The organism is Mycolicibacterium phocaicum, from assembly GCF_010731115.1.
Lineage (GTDB): Bacteria > Actinomycetota > Actinomycetes > Mycobacteriales > Mycobacteriaceae > Mycobacterium > Mycobacterium phocaicum.
Window position 1 is genome coordinate 4,924,107 of the sequence record NZ_AP022616.1, and the last position, 21,482, is coordinate 4,945,588.

The window sequence follows — 21,482 nt, forward strand, 5'->3', positions numbered from 1 at the left end:
CAGTCCAAACGGCTGATTTCTCGCGGTGGTGCGGTTACCGCAATCTCGCCGCGAGAACGGGCTGACCCGCGCCGTCCAGTTCATCGACAGCCGCCGGGCGTCCGGTCATCGCCATCAGCAATGCCTCGCCCGTGCCCAGGACCTCGGGTCCGCTGCCGTGCTCCCACGTCACGTCGGTGGCCCGCAGACGCAACCCCCGGACCCGCCTGCCCGCACCGAGCCGCGGATTGCCCGGGATCGTCGGCAGGATGCGTTCGAGGCGTTCGGCGGGGATGGTGCGCGGGTCTCCCAGCGCCCGGCGGATGTCCTGGTGGTGGACCGTCGCGTCCACCAGTCCGATCATGCCGCCGAAGCCGGATGTGAGCCCTTGCGGACGCAGGTGGGCCTCGAGGAAGTCCATCAACTGCGCGGGGGTGTAGCTCGCGAAATCGCGCACGCCGACCTCATTGGCGCGCACGATCCGGCCCCGGGCGAAGCGCTGCAACAGGCCGACGATGCTGAGCTCCTCGTAACTCACGACATGGGAGACAACGTCTTTCACCGACCACTCGGTGCACAGTGTGGGCGCCTGCCACTGCGCGTCGGACAGGGTCCGCAGATAGGCGGCGAGGTCGCGACGCTCGTCGTATGCCAGGTCCATCATGGAACGCTGCGCGGGCATCGTCACGCCTCTTCGGCGACGATGTCGTGGTACCGGTTCAGGTACAACGGCCAGCCGGCCTCGCCGTCGACACCGTCGGCCACCGACCGCCAGCCGGCGCCGTGGCGTTCCAGGTGCCGGTGCTCCAGGTCGACGCGCGTGCGGCCGTCGGACTCGGCGGTGAACCGCACCTCGACCTCGCTGGTCTTGCCGGGATCCGATTCGACCTGCCACGTCGGCCCGATGTCCCACGAGAACAGCACTCGGCCCGGTGGTTCGTAGGCCAGCACGCGCGCCCACCGGCACGTGCTGCCGTCGGTGCCCACGTCGTAGATGTGGCCGCCCACATGGGTTTCGAACACCGTCTCCGCGATGGGTACCGCCAGCAGGTTGTGGTCGCGGGGCTTGATGGCGTCGAAGCGGCCGACGAACAACGCGAACGCCTTGTCGATCGGTGCGTCGACGACGACGCTCTTGCGAATCGGTGCCACCTCGGTCGTCATGGCTGCTTTCCTTCCTCGTCGGCGATCTGCTTGAACGCCGCCAATGCCTTGTCCCAGAACACGTCCAACTCGGCCCGCAGGGCCTCGACGCCGCGGGGATCAACTTGGTACAGGCGTCGCGTGCCCACTTGGCGGTCCGTCACCAGCCCGGCGCAGCGCAGCACCTTGAGGTGCTGGGACACCGCCGGTCGGCTCACCGGCAGTCCTTCGGCCAGTTCGCCGACCGCGAGAGGCCCGTCGGCCAATCGCTTGAAGATCGTCCGTCGCGTGCGGTCGGCGAGAGCGGCCCACGGGTCGGCTGTTTGGTAAGTGGTCACTAACGGTAAGTTTAAACTTACGAAGTCCGATTGAAAAGGGTCACCACAGCCCCGGCGCCATGCGACTCAGTCGTAGATGACGGCGAGGCCGCGTCGTTGGAGGTCGGCCAGCCCGTCGCGCATCACCTGAATCTGCTCGGGGGAGTGCCCGACCCAGTCGGTCAGTTCCCCGACGACGCGTACCGGTTCCCGGGTGCGGTAGGAGTGCGTCGGGTTGCCGGGCAGCTTCTTGTCCGTCACGTTGGGGTCGTCCTCCAACTCGCCGACCGGCTCGACGAGGTAGATGCGCCCCCGGCCGTCACCGGCCGCGAGTTCGGCACCCCATGCCGCGGCGTCCAGCGTCCGCGTGACGTAGACGTGGTTCGAGACCCGGCCCTCTTCGTAGTTCGATGCGCGACCCGGCACCAGCAGATCCCCGATCGCGAGATCGGCTTTGGTGCCGTGCAGCAGCGCGCCCGACTCATGCAGTTCGAAAGGTTTCGGTGTGTTCGTCATGACATCCCCCATTCGTCTCAACCACCAGGTCGGACGATTGTGCGGCACCACCGGGGCCTTGCGGCAAGCCCCGGTATCTGCCATAAATTGAGAGTGGGAGGAACGGTCACGGCAGCGTTCCCCGGTTCCGCCGGCGCATGAATTGCATTGCCCGGCACCACATTCTTCTGACGATCACCCGGGCGGCGCGTAGCCGCGATCCGCGACGAGTTCGTGCGTGAGCTGGACGAACGCCGACGCGGCCGCGCTGTGATAGCCGCCGGCGCGGCGCAGGATGGCGACGGTCCGGGTCGGTATCGGCGGGTCCAGCGGCACCGGCGTCAGGTGCGGATGGTCGTGGGTGACGGCATCCGGCAGGACGGTCGCCAGCGGCGTGCGCTGCACGATCTCGGTGAGGGCCTGGACGGAGTTGGCTTCGACGATGATCCGCGGGTCGACATGGTGCGCCGCGAAATAGGTGTCGATGTGGGTCCGGGTGAGGAAGTCACTGCTGAGCAGCGCCAGCTCGACGTCGTCCATAGCGTGGACCGGCAATGGGGACGGCAGGTTCCCGGCCCGCGGCCCGCTGGTCACGAGGCCGAGGTGCTCGGTGAACAGCGCCGCGAAGTCGATGCCGGGCACGGGAGCCCCGACGAACGCGATGCCCACGTCGAGCTCGTCGGCGAGGAGGCCGGCTTCGATGCTGTCCTGGGACGTCTCGACGACGGTCAGGCTGATCCCGGGATGGCGCGCGTACAGCTCGGCGGTCAGCGGGCCGATGAGATAGGTGATGAACGTCGGGGTGATGCCCAGGCGCAGATGCCCGCGCGAGAGGTCTTGGACGTCCTCGATGGCACGTTCGGCGGCGGCCAGTTCGCGCAGGGCGCTTCGGGCGCGCTCGGCGAACGCGGCGCCGGCATCCGTCAGTCGGACGGTGCGGCCCCCGCGATCGAGCAGCTGGACGCCGACCATGGCTTCCAGCTGTTTGATCTGCTGGGAGAGCGTGGGTTGCGACACATATAGCTCCTCGGCGGCGTGGGAAAAGTTGCCGTGCTCGGCGACGGCGAGGAGATACCGCAGGTGACGGAGCTCGAGTCCGGCCATGTCACTAACTATAGACGGTGCCTATGGTTCGTGTGAAAAATGGCTATTGGACGTTATAGGTGCTGTTCGTCCATGGTGAATGCAGCAAGAAAGGAAGCATCACCATGAAGAAGAACAGCCTCGTCGCCGTGACAACCGGATTGGCCGCCGGCGCGCTCGCCGCGCTCGGGATCGGACTGGCCGCGCCGGCAGCGGCCGACAACAGCGGCACCGTGGCGCTGCCCGGGCCGGCTCCCGTCTACGCGCAGGACTCGTTCCTCGGTGGCGCCAACCCGTACGTGCCGTTCGGGACCAACCCGATGGTGCCGTACGGCACCTGGGCGCAGCACTGACCCGTCCGAAGCAGTAACCGCCCTCTGAAAGGACTCTCAATGAGCCTGTCAAGCCGCCGCAGTGGTGATCTGAGGCGTGTTGGGCTGCCAGGTTCTGTTGTCGCGGATGAGCGCGTAGAGGACATTGACCCGTCGGCGGGCCAGGCAAATGGTGGCCGGGATCGGCCGCTTGCCTTGGTCCCGTTTGCGCTGGTAATACGCCTTGGATGCGGGGTCGCAGCGGATCGCGGTCAGCGCGGACATGTACATGACGCGGCGCAGTCGACGACTGTAGCGCTTGGGGGTGTGCAGCCGGCCGGTGCGTTTACCGGAGTCTTTGGCTACCGGAGCCAGCCCGGCCCAGGCGGCGAGCTGGTCGGGCGATTCGAGCAGAGCGGGGTCGCCGACCACCGCGAGGAATTCGGCGCCGAGCCGGAAGCCGATACCAGGCAGGCTGGTGATCACCTCGGCGAGCGGATGGCGGCGAAATCGTTCCTCGATGTCCGCGTCGGTGTGTTTGATGCGCTCATCGAGGTTCATCACCCCCTGGGCCAGTTCGGCGACCAATCCTGCACCGACGTCCTCACCGGCCAGGCGGACGGTCTGGGCCTTAGAGGCCGTCACCGCCGCTGCCGCGATCGTGGCAGCGTTGCGTACTCCCGCTGCCGCCAATACTTTGGTCAGCCGCGAAACACCGGTTCGGCGAATCGCTTTCGGTCGTTGGTAATGCGCCAGCAGCACTGCCCAACCACGGTCCTGGGTCAGCTCAGCGACGCGTTCGAGGGCCGGGCACACGGCCAGCAGTTGTTGGCGCAGCCGGTTGATGGTCCGGGTTCGGTCGGCGACCAGATCAGCGCGATGGGCGGTGAGCATCCGCAGTTCGGTGATCAGATCGTCGCCGGGACGCAGGACCGGAAGGTCCTCGCCGCGCATCCGGGATTGATCGGCGATGACCCGGGCATCTTTGGCATCGGTCTTGGACTCACCACCGCGGTAGGTGACCGAGGCCTGCCACACTTGCCGGCCCGCAAGGTACCGCACCGTCTTGCCGGCATCGGCCAGCACCGTCAACAGCAGGGCGGCAAACACGTTGCTCAAGTCCACTGTCCAGGACACCTCACCGGCGAGCTTGTCGATCTCGGCGACCAGGTCACGCATCGTGTGTTCATCGTTGACGACCTTGCGCGACAACACCACGTTGCCGTTGCCGTCCACGACGCACACCCAGTGGTGTTCTTTGCCGACGTCGACCCCAGCCCACACCTGGTCTTCGGCCATGGAACCTCTTTTCGCTTGTCTGCCAACAGGATCCCCACGGACAACCTCGCCGGCATTTCCTTAAACAAGCGATCACATCGCAGATCTCAATCAGCGGCCCGAGGAAGTCCAGGTGGGCCGGGCGGCCAGTCCTTTCAAGCCGCACCACCAGGCCGGCAAAGACCCCATGTCGACCTCACCCGACCCACCCGGGTCGCAGTTCAACGTAACCGTCACAACATCACGAAATAACTGCAACTACGAACTTAAGGAACCCCCGTCATGATCCACGCACAGTTCGACCCGACCGCCCGTCAGCTCCTGGCCGCCACGGCCGTTGAAGCCAAGACCCGTAAGGACCTGTCCTGGCAGCAGATCGCCGACGCCGCCGGCCTGTCGGTCGCCTTCACGACGGCCGCAGTCCTCGGTCAGCACGCGCTCCCCGAGGAGTCGGCCAAGGCCGTCGGTGGCCTGCTGGGGCTGGACGATGCCGCGGTGCGGTTGCTGCAGACCATCCCGACCCGCGGCTCGATCCCCGGCGGCGTGCCCACCGACCCGACCATCTACCGCTTCTACGAGATGCTGCAGGTCTACGGCACGACGCTCAAGGCCCTGGTCCACGAGCAGTTCGGCGACGGCATCATCTCCGCCATCAACTTCCGGCTCGATGTGAAGAAGGTTGCTGATCCCGATGGTGGCGAACGCGCCGTCATCACCCTGGACGGCAAGTACCTGCCAACTGTGCCGTTCTGATTTCTGGCGCCGACTGCCCTAATATGGTGTCGGATGCCCCCGAAATTTTCGCAACAGCAAATTCTCGTGGCAAACTAGACGAAGGCCGCAGACGGCCGGCTTCGAGAGGATGGATGCAGCGTGGCGACGCACCTGCGCATGGCGGCGGTGACCTGGCTGGTCGCCGCACCGGTTATCGGCGCCGGCGTGGCGCACGCCGCACCATTCGACATGCCGCTTTCTCCCACTGTTTCTGGTGATGCAGGTGGGGACAGCTCGGGTACGTCGCGCCCGGGCCTGTCCGCCATCGGCGATCTGCGCAAGGCGTTCGGTGGGCTGACCACCACCGCGACCACCGTCGGAACCGGTGCGCTCACCGGCTTCGGTGTCACCCCGTCGCCCGGCCAGCAACTGACGCCCAAGTTCGGCGACGGCCGCAACGGCTCGAACATCTCGTCGGCGACCTCGTCCTCGAGTACGTCGGCCGCCCTGCCTTCGGGTGTCGTCAACACCACGCAGAGTGCACCTGTCAGCGAACCCGTGAGCATTGCCGAAACTCCCGCCACTGTGCCGTCGGTCCAGTCGGTCTCGGTCCCGTTGGTCGACGCGACTGCGGCGGCGGGTCAGACCGCCCTCCTCGTGGCGGATGCACCGACGGCGCCGCTGACGGCGCTGACGGGGTCGTTGCCCGCGGCCGTGGGTGAACCGATCCGAACCGTGGCGGCGTTGCCGGGATTTGCTGTCGCGCAAGCGCTACCGGTGGTGGACGGATGGGCCTCCGCGGTGGCCGAGCTGTCGTCGGCGGTCGTCACTCCGACGACCGGTGTGCCGCGGGTCGTGTCCGTCGGCCGCGACTTCGCGGGCCGGGTCCAGCCCGCGGCATCCGGTGGGGCCCAGACGGATTCACGTTTCGCCGGCCAGACCGGCGGCACGGGTGAGCAACCGGCCCGCGGACCTGAGCCGGTCGACCGGGTCTTCGCGGCCGACAACGCCATCGTCGCGGCGGCGCCGTACCGGGCCGGATACTCCGACGACCTCCGCGCGGCCGGCCTGAGTGAGGTCGCCGCTGTCGCGGTTCCGGGTTTCGCCGGCCTGTTGGTGCTGACCGGCGCCGGTGGGCTGATCGGCTTCCGTCAGGCTCGCGCCGGTCGTGCGATGCACGGGGGCACCCTCAATCGATTCGCGGCCCAGTAGTCCGCAGTCCGGCAGCAGTCACGACGCAGAGCTCTCTCTGCGTCGTGAATTGTTTTGCGCGGGACTGTGATCCACTGCGGGCGTGGCGGTGTTGCCCAAACTTGTTGACGGGCAGTATGTTTGGCTGAATTCCCTGGTCAGCGCCTCGCCTGTCGATGGTGGTGAAATCACCGGAAATCGGCATCTAGCACACATCGACAGGCGTTTGCCAGCCGACACGCTGAAGTGGCGCCGTGGTGAAATCGAGACGAGCTTCATCCGACGTGCAAAGAGCCCGGCCGACCGCTTACCCTGATGCAGTACCTCGGGTACATCGATCCGACAATCCCTGGCCGACGCCGAACTTTGGAGCTGTGTTGACCTCATCCCGCCGTGTCCGTGGCGCCTGGCTGGCCGCTGCGCTGGCCGTCCTTGCCGTGCTCGGTGGGACCGTGGTGTCGTCGACGTCGCGCTGCCAGGAAGGTTGCAAGGTCGTCGCCGCGTCGCGCGACCTGTCCGTCTCGCAGCCGGCTGCGCCGGAGCCCGCCGTCGTGCGCGTCACGCCGGCCGGCGGGGCCAAGGACGTCAGCCCTGCGGCGCCCGTGAACGTCACCGCGGCGAGCGGCACCATCACCGCGGTGTCGATGGTCAACAGCGCCGGAAAAGAGATTCCCGGGACGCTCGCCCCCGACGCCAAGACCTGGACGCCCGCCGAGCAGCTGGGCTACGGCCGCAAGTACACGATGACCATCGAGGCGCGCGGCCCGTCGGGCATGCCGTCGCGGCAGACGTCGAGCTTCACCACGCTCAGCCCCTCATACCAGACCGCGGTGTACCTCAACACCGTGTCCGGCGCTCAGCTGCAGGAGGGCGGGACCTACGGCATCGGCGTCGTCGTCACCGCGCACTTCGACGAGAAGATCGAGGACAAGGCCGCCGCCGAGCGCAACCTCGTCGTCACCACCAACCCGCCGGTTCCCGGCTCGTGGCACTGGGTCGACGACGCAAACGCGCACTGGCGCCCGGAGAAGTACTACGCGCCGAACACGACGGTCACCGTCGCGGCCAAGATCTACGGCGTCCGGCTCGGCGAGGACACCTACGGCCAGCAGGACGAGCGCGTCTCGTTCCGGATCGGCAATGCCCACGTCTCCGTCGCCGACGACCACACCCACCAGGTCAGCGTCTTCGACAACGGCCAGCTGGTGCGCACCATGCCGACCTCGATGGGCATGGGCGGCACCGAGACGATCGGCAACACCGTCATCTCGTTCTGGACGCCGCCCGGTATCTACACCGTGATGGACAAGGCCAACCCGGTGATCATGGACTCGTCGACGTTCGGATTGCCGACCAGTAGCCGCCTCGGCTACAAGGAGACCATCCCGTGGGCGACGCGGATCAGCCATGACGGCATCTACCTGCATCAGCTGAACTCCACCATCTGGGCGCAGGGCAAACAGAACACCTCGCACGGCTGCCTGAACCTCAACAGCGAGAACGCCAAGTGGTTCTACGACTTCTCCGTGCCCGGCGACGTCGTCGAGATCAAATACACCGGCGGTGAGCCCCAGAAGCTGAGCCAGAACGGCGACTGGAGCATGCCGTGGGACCAATGGGTCCGCGGCTCCGCGCTGCCGCAGCCGGCCCTGCCCGTCGCACCCGTCGCCGCGCCGCTGCCGCCGCGCTAGTCGCTCCGCGCACTGGGGGTAGCTCCCACTCGCGAGCTAGGGGTACCTCCTACTCGCGAGCTGGGGGTGCCTCCCGCTTGCGGGGGAACGTGAAACTGTCCGTTTTCCGTGAAAAACGACAGTTTTGCGTCTTTTCGTGAGAGCTCCCGGATGTGTTCGCACCAACGGCCGCCCGCAAGTGTGAACTATCTCACAATAGCCCGGATTCGGGCGTAGCCTTAGGGCATCTTCGGCAAGGAGGGAGATGCGAATGAAGGGCGCACACCATGATCCGGTGGATCATTCCCGAACCACCCAGCCGCATGCCGGTGAATCCTTCATCGACACGTTGTGGCTGCCTGGCCTGGGCCTGATCGCACTCGGCATCGTCACCATCGCCGGCTTCGTCTTCGCAACCGCGTATCACCGCGCGGACCTTCAGCTACCGCTCGGCCTGATCGCCGGAGCGCTGGTCACCGCGGGAGCTCTCGTCATCACGTTCGAGCATCTGCGGGTGAAGCGAGTCGAACAGCGTTGGCTGGCCGACCATCCCGAACGGAGCCTGCACGCAGGCTGACCGTCCGGCGGCCTAGCGCGGCAGCAGCCGCAGAATCTCCGGCGTCCGCGGATCGAGGATGTCGTCGAAGTCGTGATGCTTCTCGACGTATGCCTTGACCATCGGGCAGATCGCCACGATGCGCTTGCCCTGCTGCCGCGTCGTCGCCAGGGCCTGAGCGATCAGGACACTGGCCAGTCCGCGCCCGCCGAACGCCGGATCGATCTCGGTGTGGTAGAAAACCCGCTGCTCACCGTGTTCGATGAAAGCGGTGAGCCCCACGGGCTTTCCGTCGACCGCGATGCTGAATCGGTCGGCTTCCTGGGTCACCTCGACAGGTTCGCCGTTCTTGTCGGTGAGCATCACTCGGGCCTTTCCTCCGGTGGGTGGTTTCCGCGGGACCAGGCGGGTGGTCGGTAGCGGGGGAGCGGGCAACCGAGCCGGCTCGCCCTCGTAGCCGATGACTTCGCCGAACTGTGCGGACTCGGCCTGCCACTGATTGCGGTATTCGACGATCTCGTCGTGGGTGCGCCCCACGAAGTTCCACCACATCAGCAGTTCTTCGGTGAAGGGCGTGCCGCCGAGAATGATGGCGCGCGCCGGTTCGGTACCGGTGCTGGAGAGCATCAGGCGAGTGGATCCCACGCCCTGATAAGCCATTTCGTACGGCTGCACCGGCGTATCGGCGACGGTCAGCGCGCCCTGGTCGAGCAGCACGGCGTGCTCGAAGGTGGGGTCGACCTCGAATTCGACGGTCGCACCGGCGGGCAGATCGACCTGCGCACCGAGCAGCGGCGTGTGCGTACGCACGGGTGACCGCTGCCCGGCCAGCGCGCCCAGGAACACCGACACCGTGGCGTCGCCGAATGAAACCGGCTGCGGCGCATAGTGGTCGAAGTTGCGGGGACCGTGGCGGGCGGCGTCGGGCAGCGCGACCCACAACTGGACACCGTGCAGGATCGTCGTCGCCGGCGTGGAGACCTCGGAGTGGCAGATGCCGGCGCCGGCCGTCATCAGATTCAGCTCTCCGGGCCGCACCATCTCGTGGATGCCGTGCGAATCGCGGTGTTCGATCTCGCCGCTGAACAACCAGCTGACCGTCTGCAGACCGGTGTGCGGGTGCGGCGGGACGTCCATTCCGGCCTTGGTGCGCACGTCTTCCGGGCCGTAATGGTCGGCGAAACACCACGCGCCGACCAGCGAGCGGTCACGCTGCGGCAACGTGCGACGGACCATCATGGCGCGCGGCCCACCCAGCGGCACCTCACGCGGCTCCAGAATCTCGATTCGGTTGGGAGGCCCGGCGGCACAGTCGTATTCGACGGGGTCTGCCTCAAGATTGCTCACGATTCGCCTTCCCGGCTGCGTACCATCGTCGCGTTCGCTCAGACCATACCCGCGCCGTCCTGGCCACAACCTGAAAGTAGGCAATGGACACCACCGAACCGGGCCCCGCGCACGTGCACATCGACAAGCAGTCGCCCCATGCCTACCGGACGCTGGTGGCGGTCGCGACCGCGGTCAGCAAGACCGCCGCCGAGGCCGGGTTGTCGCCGGCGCTGGTCGAGCTGATCAACACGCGTGTCTCACTGATCAACGGCTGCCCGTCGTGCCTGGAGATCCATCACCGTCGCGCGGTGAAGGCCGGCGTGACCGACAAGCAGCTGGCGACGTTGCGCGCCTGGCGGGACACCGAGCTGTTCTCCGAGCCGGAACGGGCCGCGCTGCGGCTCGCCGAGATCACCACGACGCTGCCCGACCACGACACCGCCGAACGCGAATATGCAAGGGCGCGAGCGGTACTGAACGACGACGAGATTTCCGCCGTGATCTGGGTGGCCACCGCGATCAACGCCTTCAACCGGGTGTCGATCCTGAGCCGGCACCCGGTGCGCCCCTAGGCACGGGCTGCCCTAGGTGCCCGCCCGCAGCCGGTCCCGCAGCCCCGACGCGCGCAGCGCCTGCCGCTGCACCGCGGCCCGAACCTCGTCGGCCGACCCGACGATGCGCACCTTCTGCTTCGCGCGTGTGACCGCGGTGTAGAAGAGCTCGCGGGTCAGGAGCCGGGAGTCGGCGGGCGGCAGGATCACCGTCACCTCGTCGGCCTGCGAGCCCTGACTCTTGTGGATGGTCAGCGCGTACATGGTCTCGACGTCGGCGATCCGGCTCGGCGAGAAACGTTGCGTCCCAGTCGCACCCGCGATGTACACCTGCACGCCGTCGGGCCCGGCGGCGACCAGGCCGGTGTCGCCGTTGTAGATACCCAGCGCGTAGTCGTTGGCGGTGACCAACAGCGGGCGGCCCGGGTACCACGGCGACCACGTGGCCTGCCCGGTCTCGTCGGTGGTCCAGCGCTCCACCTGACGATTCCAGTGCCGCACCCCGTACGGCCCGTCGCGGTGCGCGCACAGCAGGCGGTGTTCGTCCATGGCCGCGAGACCGTCGGGCCCGGCGCCCAGCAGTGCGCAGGCCCGCACCTTCAGGGCATGGCCCACCAGTGCCGGGCGGAGCGCCGCGGCCGGCTCGGAATCCTCGATGAACTCGATGGCCGCATCGCCGGCCCGCAGGAGGGCGAGCACCTGATCGGCGTCACCGGACCGGATCGCTTCGGCCAGCCCGCCGATCGCCGCCCCGAAGCGGTGCGTGGTGTACAGCGCGGCGATCTTGATGGACGGGTGGTCGGTGAGGCCGTCGACCAGATCGGCCAGTACGGCACCCGCCTGCACCGACGTCAACTGGTCCGGGTCGCCGACCAGCAGCAGCCGGGTGTCGGGCCGAACGGCTTCGAGCAGCCGGGCCATGAGTGTCAGCGACACCATCGAGGTCTCGTCGACGACGACGACGTCGTGCGGCAACCGGTTGCCGCGGTGGTGCTTGAACCGCGAGGCGCTGTCGGGACGCCCGCCGAGCAACCGGTGCAGCGTGACGGCCCGCAGCCCGCTGAGCCGCTCCCGGTCCGCGCTGTCGAGTCTGGCCACCTCGGCCGAGACGGCCTCCTGCAGTCGGGCGGCAGCTTTTCCGGTTGGCGCCGCGAGCGCAATCCGCAGCCGGCCCGGGTGCGCGGCCTGCGCCAGAAGCGCGAGCAACCGGGCCACGGTCGTCGTCTTGCCCGTGCCGGGACCACCGGTCAGCACCGTCACCGGCTGCGTCAGCGCGAGTTGTGCGGCGGCCCGCTGCTCGGCGAAACCCGGTGGCGGGAAAAGTCGTTCCAGTTCGTCGTCGGCGACCGGATGCGATGCCTGCGCCGACAGCGCCAGCAGGTCGGTGCACACCTGCTGTTCCTCGCGCCAGTAGCGGTCCAGGTACAGCAACCGCTCGTGATCCAGCCGGATGGCCTTGCCCGCCAACGGACTGGCCGCGACCGCGGCGATCAGCGTGGCGGGTGCCGGCCAGGGCAGGTCACCGCCGATGTCGTCGGCGGCGGTGGTGAGGTCGACGCACACCGAGCCTTCCCGCAGTGCCCGAACGGCCAACGCGACCGCGAGAGCGACGAGCTCGTCGGACTCGTTCTCCAGCGCGCAACACCGCTGCGCCACATGGACATCCGCGGCGTTCAGCACGCCGGCGGCGTTGAACGTCGCCAGCAGCCCGGTCGCCGCGGGCACCTGCCGCCAGTCCATGGGGTCGGGCAGCCGGTCCGGTGCTACCTCCAGCGGTGTCGTCATGATGTCGCCCCATCCAGGAGATTCGACAGCCGGCTCACCAGCTCGACCGGGGGCTGCCAGCTGAACACGCCGCACGGGTTCCCCTCGACCAGGGGAGTCGCCGCGCCGCACATGCCCCGCACGAACAGGTAGGCCACACCGCCCAGATGCCGGGCGGGCGCGTAGCCGGGTAGCCGCCACCGCAGGAATCGGTGCAGCACAACCGAATACAGCAACGCCTGCAGCGGGTAGTCGGAATGCATCATGGCTTCGGCGAGCCGGGGCGCCGTATAGTCCGCCGCGGTGTTCTCGGCGCCGAAGTCGCCCAGTCGGTTCGTTTTGTAGTCGACCACCAGATACTTGTGGCCGCCCTCGCCCGGCACCCGCAGCACCGCGTCGATGGAACCCGACAGATAGCCGTGCAACCGCTGGTGTCCGAGCGGTTCGGCCTGCAACCGCGCGCCGTAGGCCGACAACGGATCGGAAGCCGGCAGCAGTTCGCTCACCAGCGCGCCGACGTCGCCGAGGCGGATGTCCCGCGCCGCGTCCGGCCGGTCCTGGCCACCGCCCAGCGGCATCTCGAAATCCAGTTCCCGCAACCGATCCCGCAAGCCGATCTGTCGCAGCGTCAGGCCCGGCGCCAACGGGCCGAGTGGGGTGTCGTGCATCGGCACCAGGGCCGGCGCCAGCTCATCGGTCGGCACCTCGACGTTCCACAACCCCGCCTGCTCGTCGATCCGGGCTGCCAGTTCGGCCGTCAGATCCGGGGACAGCGGGTCGGCGCGTTCGAGCACGGCGTGCACCAGCGAGCCGAACGCGGCGCCGGCGGGCAGCTGCGCCATCGGCGACGGCAGGTCGCCGGGCAGCGGAGGCGGTGCCTCGGGAACGACGTCGGCGGATTCGTCATCCCGCAGCGCGGTGTCCGGTTCGCTGCTCACCGCCTGCCCGTCGTCGTGCACGACGCGCACCAGCGCCGAGTACGACGTCCGTCGCCAATGCGTGTCGATGCTGCGATGGAAATGCCGCACGTCCAGGTCCGCGGGGGCCTCCGGCGCCGGCGGCGACATCGGCGCGACGGGCTCGGCCGCCTCGACCACCGGACCGCCCGCGTGCTCCCACGCGGTGAAGCACGCCAGCGCGTCGTCGTCGGAAAGCGTCTGCGGCGTGGCGCAGTCGGGTACCGCGGTGGCGCCGGGCCGGCGGCCCCGCAGCAGTCGCGACAGGCCCCCGTTCTGCTCGTCGCGCGACGGCGCCCACCACGCCACCACCTGCGACTGCGCCCGGGTGAGCGCGACATAGGTGAGCCGGACGTTGTCGCCGGCGGTCTCGGCCTCGCCGGCCTGCTCCGCCGCGGCCCGGTCGGTGGCCCCGGCGCCACCGACATGCAGGCACCGCGTGCCGTCGGTGTCGTGGAACCGCAGCACGGTGTCGGTCTTGGTGAACCGGTTGAACCCGAACGGCAGATACACGACAGGGAACTGCAGCCCCTTGCTGCGCCACACCGTCATGATCTGAACCGCCGCGGCATCGCTGTCCAGCCGGCGGTTGCGTTCAGCCGGGCCGGCGCGGTCCTTCATCTGGCGGCGCAGCCAATCACGCAGGGCGGGTAGGTGGTAACGCTCACGGTGGGCGGTCTCGTGCAGGAGCTGGCTGACATGCGCGAGGTCGGTCATGTGCCGTTCACCGCCCCGATGCCCGAGTACCCGCTCGGGCAGGCCCGACGACACCACCGCCTCGAACACCGCCGCGATGCCGCGGTCCCTGGCCAGGCCGGCCCACTGCCGGACGGTGGTGGTGATCTGGTCGGTCAGCTCGTCGCCGCCGGCGGCCAGATCGGCCGCGCGGTGGCCGAAGAACATGGTGGTCGCGGCGGCCCGCACGACGCCACTGCGGTTCGGGGTGTCGAAGGCATCGAGCAGCCGCAGCCACTCCGCCGCCGCGGTCGACGCGAACACATCGGTATCGCCCGAGTACACCACCGGAATGCCCAAGTCCAGCAACGCATCCCGGCACGGGATGGCATCGAGGCCACTGTCGACGATCACCGCGATATCGCCGGCGGTCAGCGGCCGGCCATCGAACTGCGCGCCGCTGGCCAGCAGCACCGAGATGTCGGCGGCGAGATCCCTGGCGATGTACGGCCGCAACTGGCCGATCGGAACCATCCGGCGCTGCGGCGTCCCGAACTCCGTGCGCGCGACCACCCGGAGCCGGAACGGATCGTTGCGCGGGGCCCCGGTGAGCCGGTGGCGGTCGGTGCGGGCCTCGACGGGGTGCACCACGATGTCGTCGTCGCCGAGAGCCGCACCTTTGAGCACCGTCTGCAGCCGGTCCACCAGAACCTTGTCGCTGCGCCAGTTCTCGGCCAGGGTCAGCCGCTGGTCGGCACTGCGCGCGGCATCGAGGTAGGTGACGATGTCGCCACCGCGGAACGCGTAGATGGCCTGCTTCGGGTCGCCGATCAGGACGACGGCGCTGTGGCCGACGAACGCCCGCGAGATCACCTGCCACTGCACCGGGTCCGTGTCCTGGAACTCGTCGACCATGACGATCGGCCAGCGCCGGCGCATCCGGTCGCGGGCCGGCGCATCGGGCTCCTCGAGCGCGGTGGCCAGCCGGCTCAACAGATCGTCGAAGCTCAGCACCCCCAGCCGGCGCTTGCGGCGTTCGAGTTCCTCGAGCACCGCCCGGGCGAACGACAGGCGCTGCGCCGCAACGCTGTCCGGGTCGGCGGTGACGGGCCGCAGCTGCGCGCCAGGATCGCCGACGACCCTCTTGGCCAGATCCAGCGCTTCGGCGAAGCTCAGCGCGGGCTCGTCGCGCTGGTCCCCATAGGTCGTCAGGTAGAGGTCGGAGACGATCTCGCCCACCAGATCGTCGAGGCTCTCGACCAGTTGCGCGCCGGAGTCGGTGTCGCCGGCGATGCCGAGGGAACGCAGCACCAGACCGCAGAACTCGTGCGTGGTGGCGATGGTCGCGGCGTCGAAATCCGACAGCGCATCGCGTAGCCGGGCACGCCGCTGCACCAGTTCGCCGGGCTCCGCGGCCGCCAGGTGACGGATCAGGTCGTCGTCGTCCTCGGACGGATCAGCCAGCGCGGCAACGGTCTTCACGAGCTGCGCCCGCACTCGTTCGCGCAGTTCCCGGGTGGCTGCCCGGCTGAAGGTGATCAGCAGCATCTCGTCCAGCGTGGCCACGCACTCGGCGACGTAGCGCGTCACCAGACCGGCGAGGGCATAGGTCTTGCCGGTGCCGGCGCTGGCCTCCAGCACCGTCGTCGTCGCGCGGTCGGGCAGCGGGCCGAGCAGATCGAACGCGTCCATCAGATCCGCCGCTCCGCGTCGAGCAGCGGCTGCCACAGCCGGGACGCGTACGCCCCCAGGCGCGTGGTCTCGCCCCGGATGGCGACCTCGTCGGGCCGCGGCGGGTCGAGCAGCACCTGCAACGGCGCGGCCGCACCCCAGACCTCCACGTGCTCGGCGCCGTCCTTCTCGAACCGCCACTCCGACTCGGCGCCCCGCTCCGGCACCGGATCGTCGAATTGGCGTGCCCGCGCCCATTCCAGCGACGTCTTCAACGGCAGGGGCAGCGGTTCGCGGCGGCCCGCGTCGTAGATCGCAACCAGGTCGCGCAACACCGAGAGCGGTTGCTCCGGCGGCTGATAACCCATGGCCTGCACGCCGCCGCGCGGACCGCGGCCGATACAGTACGCCTCCCACTCGCGCTCCGGGGCACCCGCCGCCAGCGCCACCAGGGTGACCCAGGCCTGCAGCCGGTGCTTGGCGCCCAGCTTCGAATAGGTGACCGTCACGGTGCGGTCCTGCCACAGCGGAGCGACGGTGCCGGTGAGCCGGCGACCCTGACCCAGGTCGACACCGACGTCCAGCGCGCTCGCCTCGCCTCGCTGCAACGACCGCGCGGCCGTCGCCAGTTCGAGTGCCTCGCCGCGGATTTCGTTCGCCTGACGCCAGCCGAGCCGGCCCGGCGGCAGCGTGCCGCGCCGCCACTCCGCGCCGATCACGAAGTCCGGATCCCGGCCGATCTTCAGGTCGTCCAGCATGCGTTCCCCGACCGCCCACTTACCGAGTCCGTCGATGGCGACCGGGATGGCATCGGACAATTCGTCGGCATCCCACGGCAGCGTGTAGTCCAGCGCCTGGAAGAACCCCTTCACCGGGTTGGCGAAGAACCTCAGCAGTTCGGCGAGTTCGACGTCACCGCACGGTGATTCGTCCAGCGGCCCGTCGATCAGCCGTGGCTTCGGCCGGCGCTCGCCGAGGACGGCCCTGGCGCCGCGGAGCGCTGCCGGGTCGTAGGTGAACGGCCGGTCGGGGACCAGCCGGTCGCGCGCGACGGTGCGAACATCGAAGGGCTGCAACGGGTGATCGGCCACGATACGGTCCCGGACCGGTTCGGTCGTGGTCCGATCCAGCGCGTCGAGCAACTCCTGCACCGGGACCGCGGGCGGCCGGTGCTCACCGGAGTGCTCGTCGGTGCCGGTGTAGGTGATGACCAGGGTGTCGGTGGCCGAGCAGATCGCATCGAGCAGCAACTGCCGGTCCTCCGAACGGATGTCGCGTTCCCCCGTGAGCGGACGACGGGCCAGGACGTCGTCGCCGTCGGCGATGTTGGTGCGCGGAAACACGCCGTCGTCGAGGCCGACCAGGCACACCACGCGGTGCGGCACCGAGCGCATCGGGACCATGGTGCACACCGTCAGCGTGCCGGTGCGGAAGTTGGCGCGGGTGGGACGGCCGGCCAGTTGCCGCTGCAGCAGGGACCGCACGTCGGGTAGCCGCAGCGTCGTGCCGGACCGAGAGCCCGCGTGCGCCAACACTTTCGCGAGTTCACGGTCGAGTTGCGCCTGCTGCCACTGCTCGTCGGGACCGACCCGCGTGAGCTGCGCGATGCCCTCGCGCAGCACCTCGACCCAGCTCTCCAGCGGTTGCGCGCCGGCGAGCCGGTCGACGACGCCGCGCAACCGCTGCACGTATTCGGCCAGCCGGCCGGCCAGTTCCACGCGGTTCGAGTCGACGTCGTCGAGCGGCAGCGCGGTGCCCAGCCAATTTTGTGAATCGTCGGACATCGCGGCGCCGACCAGCAGCCGGTCGACCCCGAACTGCCAGGTGTTCTGCGGGTAGCGCTGTAGCGCGTACGGAGTGCGGTGCGCCGCGTCGAAACCCCACCGAATGCCTGCTGCACCAACCCATTCGGTGAGGTCCACCAGATCGTCGTCGGCCCAGGCGAAGCGCCGGCGCACCGGCTCGCTGTGCGCCAGGCTCAGCACCGCACTGGCGGTGGCCCGGCCGTCGGCGATGTCGAGCAGTTCGGCCAGCACGCCGAGCAGGGGATTGGTCTGGGTCAGCGCGCGGTCTGCCAACCGGACCCGCAGGCTCTGGGCCGGATGGCCGAGATCGGCATGCTCACCCGCACCGAACGCGGCGGTGATCAGTGGCGCGTAGGTTTCGATGTCGGGGCACATCACCAGGATGTCGCGCGGCTGCAGCGTTTCGTCGTCATCGAGCAGGCCCAGCAGCACGTCGCGCAGGACATCGATCTGCCGGGCCGCGCCGTGACAGCGATGGATCTGCACGGACCGGTCGGCCTTCGCGAGCCGCCGCTGACCGGGCCGGACCTCGTCGGCCGAGATGTCGGACTGCAGCCGGCCCAGCAGCGTGTCCGGGAATCCGGTGCGGGGATGGAACTGATCGGTCTGGGCGGCGGGCAGGCCGCGTTGCAGCTCCCGCAGATCACGGCCGAGGGTCTGCAGCAGCGGGTGCCCCACCCGCGACCGGCTGATGTCGACGCGCCGCGGCTCCTGACCGCGCAGCTCGGCCAACGCCTGCCACAGCGGGTCGCTGGGATGCGGCAGCCACAGGTGCAGATCGTGGTGGGTGGCCAGGGCGCCGAGCAGTTCGAGGTCGGCCGCCAGCAACCGGGTGTGCCCGAACAGGGACAGTCGCGGCGGTAGTTCCGACGGCGAATTGGCCAGCCGGGCAAGGGTTTTCGATTGTCGAATCGGGGGTGGATCGGCGTCGATACGTTCGGCCGTCGCGCGCCACAGGTGCGGTTGCCAGCACAGGTCGTCGTCCAGCCGGCCGCCCGCGCCGTCGGAGTCGCCGCCCGCCAGCCAGTCGGCGAGCATCGCCGGCCGGGCTTTGGCGTAGGTGTCGAACAGGCCCGCCAGCCGCCGGGCCACCGCGTATCGACGGCCCTGCCGCAGCTGGGTTTCCTCCGGGTTGCCCAGCGCGGTGTAGCCGAGGTGCGCGGCGAGGGTGTCCGCCCATGGGGTGTCTGCGCCCAGTTCGTCGAGCACTTCCAGCAGCGGCCACACCAGGGCGTCGGGCTCCCACGGATTGTCGTCCACAGTGCCCGTGATCTCGGCGAGAAGCGATGTGGGGGAGCGGAATTCGATGCCCGCGCACACGCCGTCGCGCGCCGTGCCGGTGCCGAGCACATGGGACAGCTGCTGGCTGAGCCAGCGTTCCATACCGCGTGCGGACACCAGCACCAGCTCGGCGGCGAACGGGTCGGTCAGCGGTTCGGCGAGCAGCGCACCCAGCCCGGCGGCCAGCGCGCCGGTGTCTTCGGCTCGGTGCAGGTGTAGCGCCATCGGACCACCCTAGGTCGGGGCACCGACAGCGTCGTCGAGGTGTGGCGTTACCCGCCGAACTCGGCGGCCAGGCCGTCGATGCCGGCCTGGATCGCGGCGAGCCCAGCGGCGCGCGCCTTGAGCTTGCTGGCCAGGTGGTGCTGGGTGTGCAGCGTCGCGGCGAATCCGGCGGCCACCTCCTGGGCACGGCTCAGCACGTCCTCCGGCGCCACGACCTCGTCCAGCCAGCCGCCGGCGCGCGCCTCGTCACCGGTGAACGTCGCGGCCAGGCCGACCGCCCGCTGGAAGGCCGAATTGGTCAGCCGCATCCGCAGGATTTCGATACAGGACTGCGGCACCGTCATGCCGATGGCCACCTCGTTGGCCTGGCAGCGGGTCTTCTCGGAACCGATGCGGTGGTCCCCGGAGCACAGCAGGAACGATCCGCCGGCGACGGCCGGTCCGGTGGCAGCGACCACCACGGGGACGGGGAAGCGCAGGATCCGGTCCATCAGCTCGATGCCGCCGCGCAGCATGGCGAACCCGGCCGCCGCGTCTCCGGAGCCGAAGATGGCGAGGTCGAAACCGGCACTGAGCACCCGGTTGTTGCCGGCCAAAACGATCGCCTTGACGTCGTCGGCCTGCTCGGCCTGGTCCAGCGCGGCGTGGATGTTCTGCTGCATCGTCGGGCTCAGGACATTGACCTTGCCGTCGTCCAGCGTGATCGTGGCGACCGCGTCGGTCACCGAGTAGCTGACGGTGCTCATGGGCTCTCCCTGCGTTGGGAACAGATTCGCGCTGATGTTACTCGGCGGTAGCCCAGCTGGATTTGCCCAGTCAGTGGACGGCGTTGCGGTGCCGGCCCTTCGGGCCGTCGTCGAACCACTGGATTTCCAGTTCGGTGGTCTCGTCGGCTGCGCGGCTGCGCCACCGGTCCTGCGTCTCCCGGACCGCCCGGTTCATCCGGTCGATCTCGGCGCGGAAGACGTCGGGCTGCGTCTCCTTGGAGGCGTAGTGGAAGTACGTCAGCACGCTGCGCAGCAGCTCGAGCTTCTGCTTCTCGCGCTTGGCGAGGTCGTGCGTCGTCATGAGCTCCAACCGCTGCACCGGCTGCAGCGCGGCCCAGTCGAGCACCGCCTTCGACTCGAACTCTCGGGGCTTGCGCCCGAACCGCGACTTCTTGCCCTGCGCCGGCGCCGGCATGTCGTAGTAGGTGAGCGTCCCCTCGAACCGGGAGCGGATGGACCCGCCCAGCTCCTCGCGGCTGATCGCCGAGTCCCAGATGGTTCGCCACTCCTGCCCCGGAGCCAGGATCGAGAGTTCGCTGGGCAGTCGCAGCTCGGTGACGTCGAGTTCGCCGTCGTGGTCGGAATCCTCATAGATGGCGACCGTCGGATGATTGGTGAAATCGAACGAGATGTTGTGCGCCGCCGTCTGCCCGAAGTTGCGGACGACCAGCTCGATCAGATGCCAGTCCGACGCGTGCGGCTCCATGAACATGGTCACCTGCGGGCGAACCTGATCCTGTTTGAGCTGGCGATTCTTGGAGAGCTGGCGGTTCACCGCGATCAGTACGACGATGCCGAACGCCAGGGCGGCCCACGCCGCGATGGCCAGCCAGCTGCCTGATCCCAGACCTGTCAGGTCGTCCCAGCGTCGAGATATCCAGTCCACCGCGCCATCCAGTCGTCAAGTCACCGATCGGTTTAATCCGACACTGAGACTAATATTCGCTGGTTGACTTGTACAACGGAGAGCGAAAGGTAGCTGCGCCGCTACCCGCCCATCAGCATGCGCCACTGATCCAGGTCGCGTGCCCGGTAGACGTAGTTGGTGCGACGGACGTCGTCGAGCGGCGCGCTGGGTTCGGCCGAATACCAGTGTCCGGGGAAGACCGTCGGGTCACCGGGCAACGCGGCCAGCGCCTGCAGGCTGCGGAACATGTCGTCGACGTTCCCGCCCGGGAAATCGGTGCGGCCACAGCCCTCCAGGAACAGCGTGTCGCCGGCCACCAATCGGCCGTCGAGCAGGAAGCACTGGCTGCCGGGAGTGTGTCCGGGGGTGTGCAGCAGCTCGATCGGCACGGACCCGACCTGCACGACGTCGCCGTGCTGGTGGGACGTCAACTCCGATGGCGCGATGCCGGTGACCCGCGATACCCAGTCCGCCTCATGGGCGTTGACGTGCACCGGCACGCTGACCCGCTCCAGCAGCTCGGCCAGCCCCTTGAGCTCGAAGCCCATCATCGAGCCGCCGACATGGTCGGGGTGGTGGTGGGTGACGAGCACGCCCGACAGGTGCATGCCGTCGCCCTCGAGGACGTCGACCAGATCCCCCGCGGCGTAGGCCGGGTCGACCACCACGCAGTCGCCGGTCTCCCGGTCGCCGATGAGGTAGGCGAAGTTGCGCATCTGCGCCGCGATCGGATCGGTCGCCGCGAAGTCGCGGCCGGCGAGCAACTGGCGGAAATACAGGCGGTCGTCAGGCATGCCGACAGCCTAGGAGGGTG

At 68.8% G+C, this 21,482-nt stretch carries 20 protein-coding genes and 1 pseudogene; 7 read left to right on the forward strand and 14 right to left on the reverse strand.

Features of this window, described 5'->3' with window-relative positions; all coding sequences use genetic code 11:
- Window positions 1-34 precede the first annotated feature (34 nt).
- From G6N46_RS23595 to cynR, 5 genes are all read right to left on the reverse strand, one after another.
- Window positions 35-661 (reverse strand): maleylpyruvate isomerase family mycothiol-dependent enzyme, encoded by a 627-nt coding sequence (locus tag G6N46_RS23595; protein ID WP_138250535.1) that lies wholly within the window; start codon window positions 659-661, stop codon window positions 35-37.
- A 2-nt stretch (window positions 662-663) separates the two neighbouring features.
- Complete coding sequence (locus G6N46_RS23600; RefSeq protein WP_138250534.1) at window positions 664-1,143, reverse strand: SRPBCC family protein; 480 nt, start codon at window positions 1,141-1,143, stop codon at window positions 664-666.
- Window positions 1,140-1,460: an ArsR/SmtB family transcription factor gene (locus G6N46_RS23605; RefSeq protein WP_138250533.1), complete on the reverse strand. Its 321-nt coding sequence runs from the start codon at window positions 1,458-1,460 to the stop codon at window positions 1,140-1,142. The genes G6N46_RS23600 and G6N46_RS23605 overlap by 4 nt, the downstream gene beginning before the upstream one ends.
- Window positions 1,461-1,526: 66 nt before the next feature.
- A complete protein-coding gene (gene arr / locus G6N46_RS23610; protein WP_138250532.1) occupies window positions 1,527-1,955 on the reverse strand; it encodes an NAD(+)--rifampin ADP-ribosyltransferase in 429 nt (142 codons plus the stop codon).
- Window positions 1,956-2,129: 174 nt separating this feature from the next.
- On the reverse strand, window positions 2,130-3,038 hold the full coding sequence (gene cynR, locus G6N46_RS23615; protein WP_138250531.1) for a transcriptional regulator CynR: 909 nt from the start codon (window positions 3,036-3,038) through the stop codon (window positions 2,130-2,132).
- Window positions 3,039-3,142: 104 nt separating this feature from the next.
- Here cynR and G6N46_RS23620 point away from each other — a divergent pair, with 104 nt between their 5' ends.
- Window positions 3,143-3,370 (forward strand): hypothetical protein, encoded by a 228-nt coding sequence (locus tag G6N46_RS23620; protein WP_138250530.1) that lies wholly within the window; start codon window positions 3,143-3,145, stop codon window positions 3,368-3,370.
- Window positions 3,371-3,418: 48 nt separating this feature from the next.
- On the opposite strand, the gene G6N46_RS23625 is transcribed toward G6N46_RS23620, so the two are convergent.
- Complete coding sequence (locus G6N46_RS23625) at window positions 3,419-4,627, reverse strand: IS110 family RNA-guided transposase (protein ID WP_133425495.1); 1,209 nt, start codon at window positions 4,625-4,627, stop codon at window positions 3,419-3,421.
- A 261-nt stretch (window positions 4,628-4,888) separates the two neighbouring features.
- Here G6N46_RS23625 and cynS point away from each other — a divergent pair, with 261 nt between their 5' ends.
- The 5 genes from cynS (at window position 4,889) to usfY (ending at window position 8,758) form a co-directional block, all read left to right on the forward strand.
- The gene (gene cynS, locus G6N46_RS23630; protein WP_138250529.1) at window positions 4,889-5,359 is read left to right on the forward strand and encodes a cyanase; all 471 of its coding nucleotides are present in this window, start codon (window positions 4,889-4,891) and stop codon (window positions 5,357-5,359) included.
- 120 nt (window positions 5,360-5,479) lie between these two features.
- Window positions 5,480-6,532, forward strand: coding sequence for a hypothetical protein (locus G6N46_RS23635; RefSeq protein WP_138250528.1), 1,053 nt, complete (start codon window positions 5,480-5,482; stop codon window positions 6,530-6,532).
- An 82-nt stretch (window positions 6,533-6,614) separates the two neighbouring features.
- Window positions 6,615-6,827: a hypothetical protein gene (locus G6N46_RS23640; RefSeq protein WP_138250527.1), complete on the forward strand. Its 213-nt coding sequence runs from the start codon at window positions 6,615-6,617 to the stop codon at window positions 6,825-6,827.
- A gap of 58 nt (window positions 6,828-6,885) precedes the next feature.
- Complete coding sequence (locus G6N46_RS23645) at window positions 6,886-8,202, forward strand: L,D-transpeptidase (RefSeq protein ID WP_138250526.1); 1,317 nt, start codon at window positions 6,886-6,888, stop codon at window positions 8,200-8,202.
- Window positions 8,203-8,476: 274 nt separating this feature from the next.
- Window positions 8,477-8,758: a protein UsfY gene (gene usfY / locus G6N46_RS23650; protein WP_306308001.1), complete on the forward strand. Its 282-nt coding sequence runs from the start codon at window positions 8,477-8,479 to the stop codon at window positions 8,756-8,758.
- Between the two features lie 12 nt (window positions 8,759-8,770).
- Here usfY and G6N46_RS28825 read toward each other — a convergent pair whose 3' ends face one another.
- Both G6N46_RS28825 and G6N46_RS23655 read right to left on the reverse strand, forming a co-directional pair.
- Entirely contained in the window at window positions 8,771-9,100 is a 330-nt protein-coding gene (locus G6N46_RS28825; protein ID WP_225433725.1) for a GNAT family N-acetyltransferase, read from the reverse strand.
- A gap of 18 nt (window positions 9,101-9,118) precedes the next feature.
- Window positions 9,119-10,084, reverse strand: a pseudogene (locus G6N46_RS23655) (pirin family protein); the annotation flags it as partial.
- Between the two features lie 83 nt (window positions 10,085-10,167).
- Between G6N46_RS23655 and G6N46_RS23660 the strand changes: the two are divergent.
- Entirely contained in the window at window positions 10,168-10,638 is a 471-nt protein-coding gene (locus G6N46_RS23660; RefSeq protein ID WP_133425366.1) for a carboxymuconolactone decarboxylase family protein, read from the forward strand.
- Between the two features lie 12 nt (window positions 10,639-10,650).
- Here G6N46_RS23660 and recD read toward each other — a convergent pair whose 3' ends face one another.
- The 6 genes from recD to G6N46_RS23690 all read right to left on the reverse strand — a co-directional run bounded on the left by recD (window position 10,651) and on the right by G6N46_RS23690 (window position 21,462).
- Window positions 10,651-12,357, reverse strand: coding sequence for an exodeoxyribonuclease V subunit alpha (gene recD / locus G6N46_RS23665; protein WP_174814146.1), 1,707 nt, complete (start codon window positions 12,355-12,357; stop codon window positions 10,651-10,653).
- 41 nt (window positions 12,358-12,398) lie between these two features.
- Complete coding sequence (locus G6N46_RS23670) at window positions 12,399-15,704, reverse strand: UvrD-helicase domain-containing protein (RefSeq protein ID WP_138250523.1); 3,306 nt, start codon at window positions 15,702-15,704, stop codon at window positions 12,399-12,401.
- Window positions 15,704-18,994, reverse strand: a complete 3,291-nt coding sequence (gene recC / locus G6N46_RS23675; protein ID WP_138250522.1) for an exodeoxyribonuclease V subunit gamma — start codon at window positions 18,992-18,994, stop codon at window positions 15,704-15,706. Before recC ends, G6N46_RS23670 begins: the two co-directional genes overlap by 1 nt.
- A 47-nt stretch (window positions 18,995-19,041) precedes the next feature.
- The gene (locus G6N46_RS23680; protein WP_138250521.1) at window positions 19,042-19,740 is read right to left on the reverse strand and encodes a crotonase/enoyl-CoA hydratase family protein; all 699 of its coding nucleotides are present in this window, start codon (window positions 19,738-19,740) and stop codon (window positions 19,042-19,044) included.
- Window positions 19,741-19,810: 70 nt separating this feature from the next.
- Window positions 19,811-20,647 (reverse strand): DUF8453 domain-containing protein, encoded by an 837-nt coding sequence (locus tag G6N46_RS23685; protein WP_138250520.1) that lies wholly within the window; start codon window positions 20,645-20,647, stop codon window positions 19,811-19,813.
- Between the two features lie 101 nt (window positions 20,648-20,748).
- Window positions 20,749-21,462, reverse strand: a complete 714-nt coding sequence (locus tag G6N46_RS23690) for an MBL fold metallo-hydrolase (RefSeq protein ID WP_138250519.1) — start codon at window positions 21,460-21,462, stop codon at window positions 20,749-20,751.
- Between the last annotated feature and the right edge of the window lie 20 nt (window positions 21,463-21,482).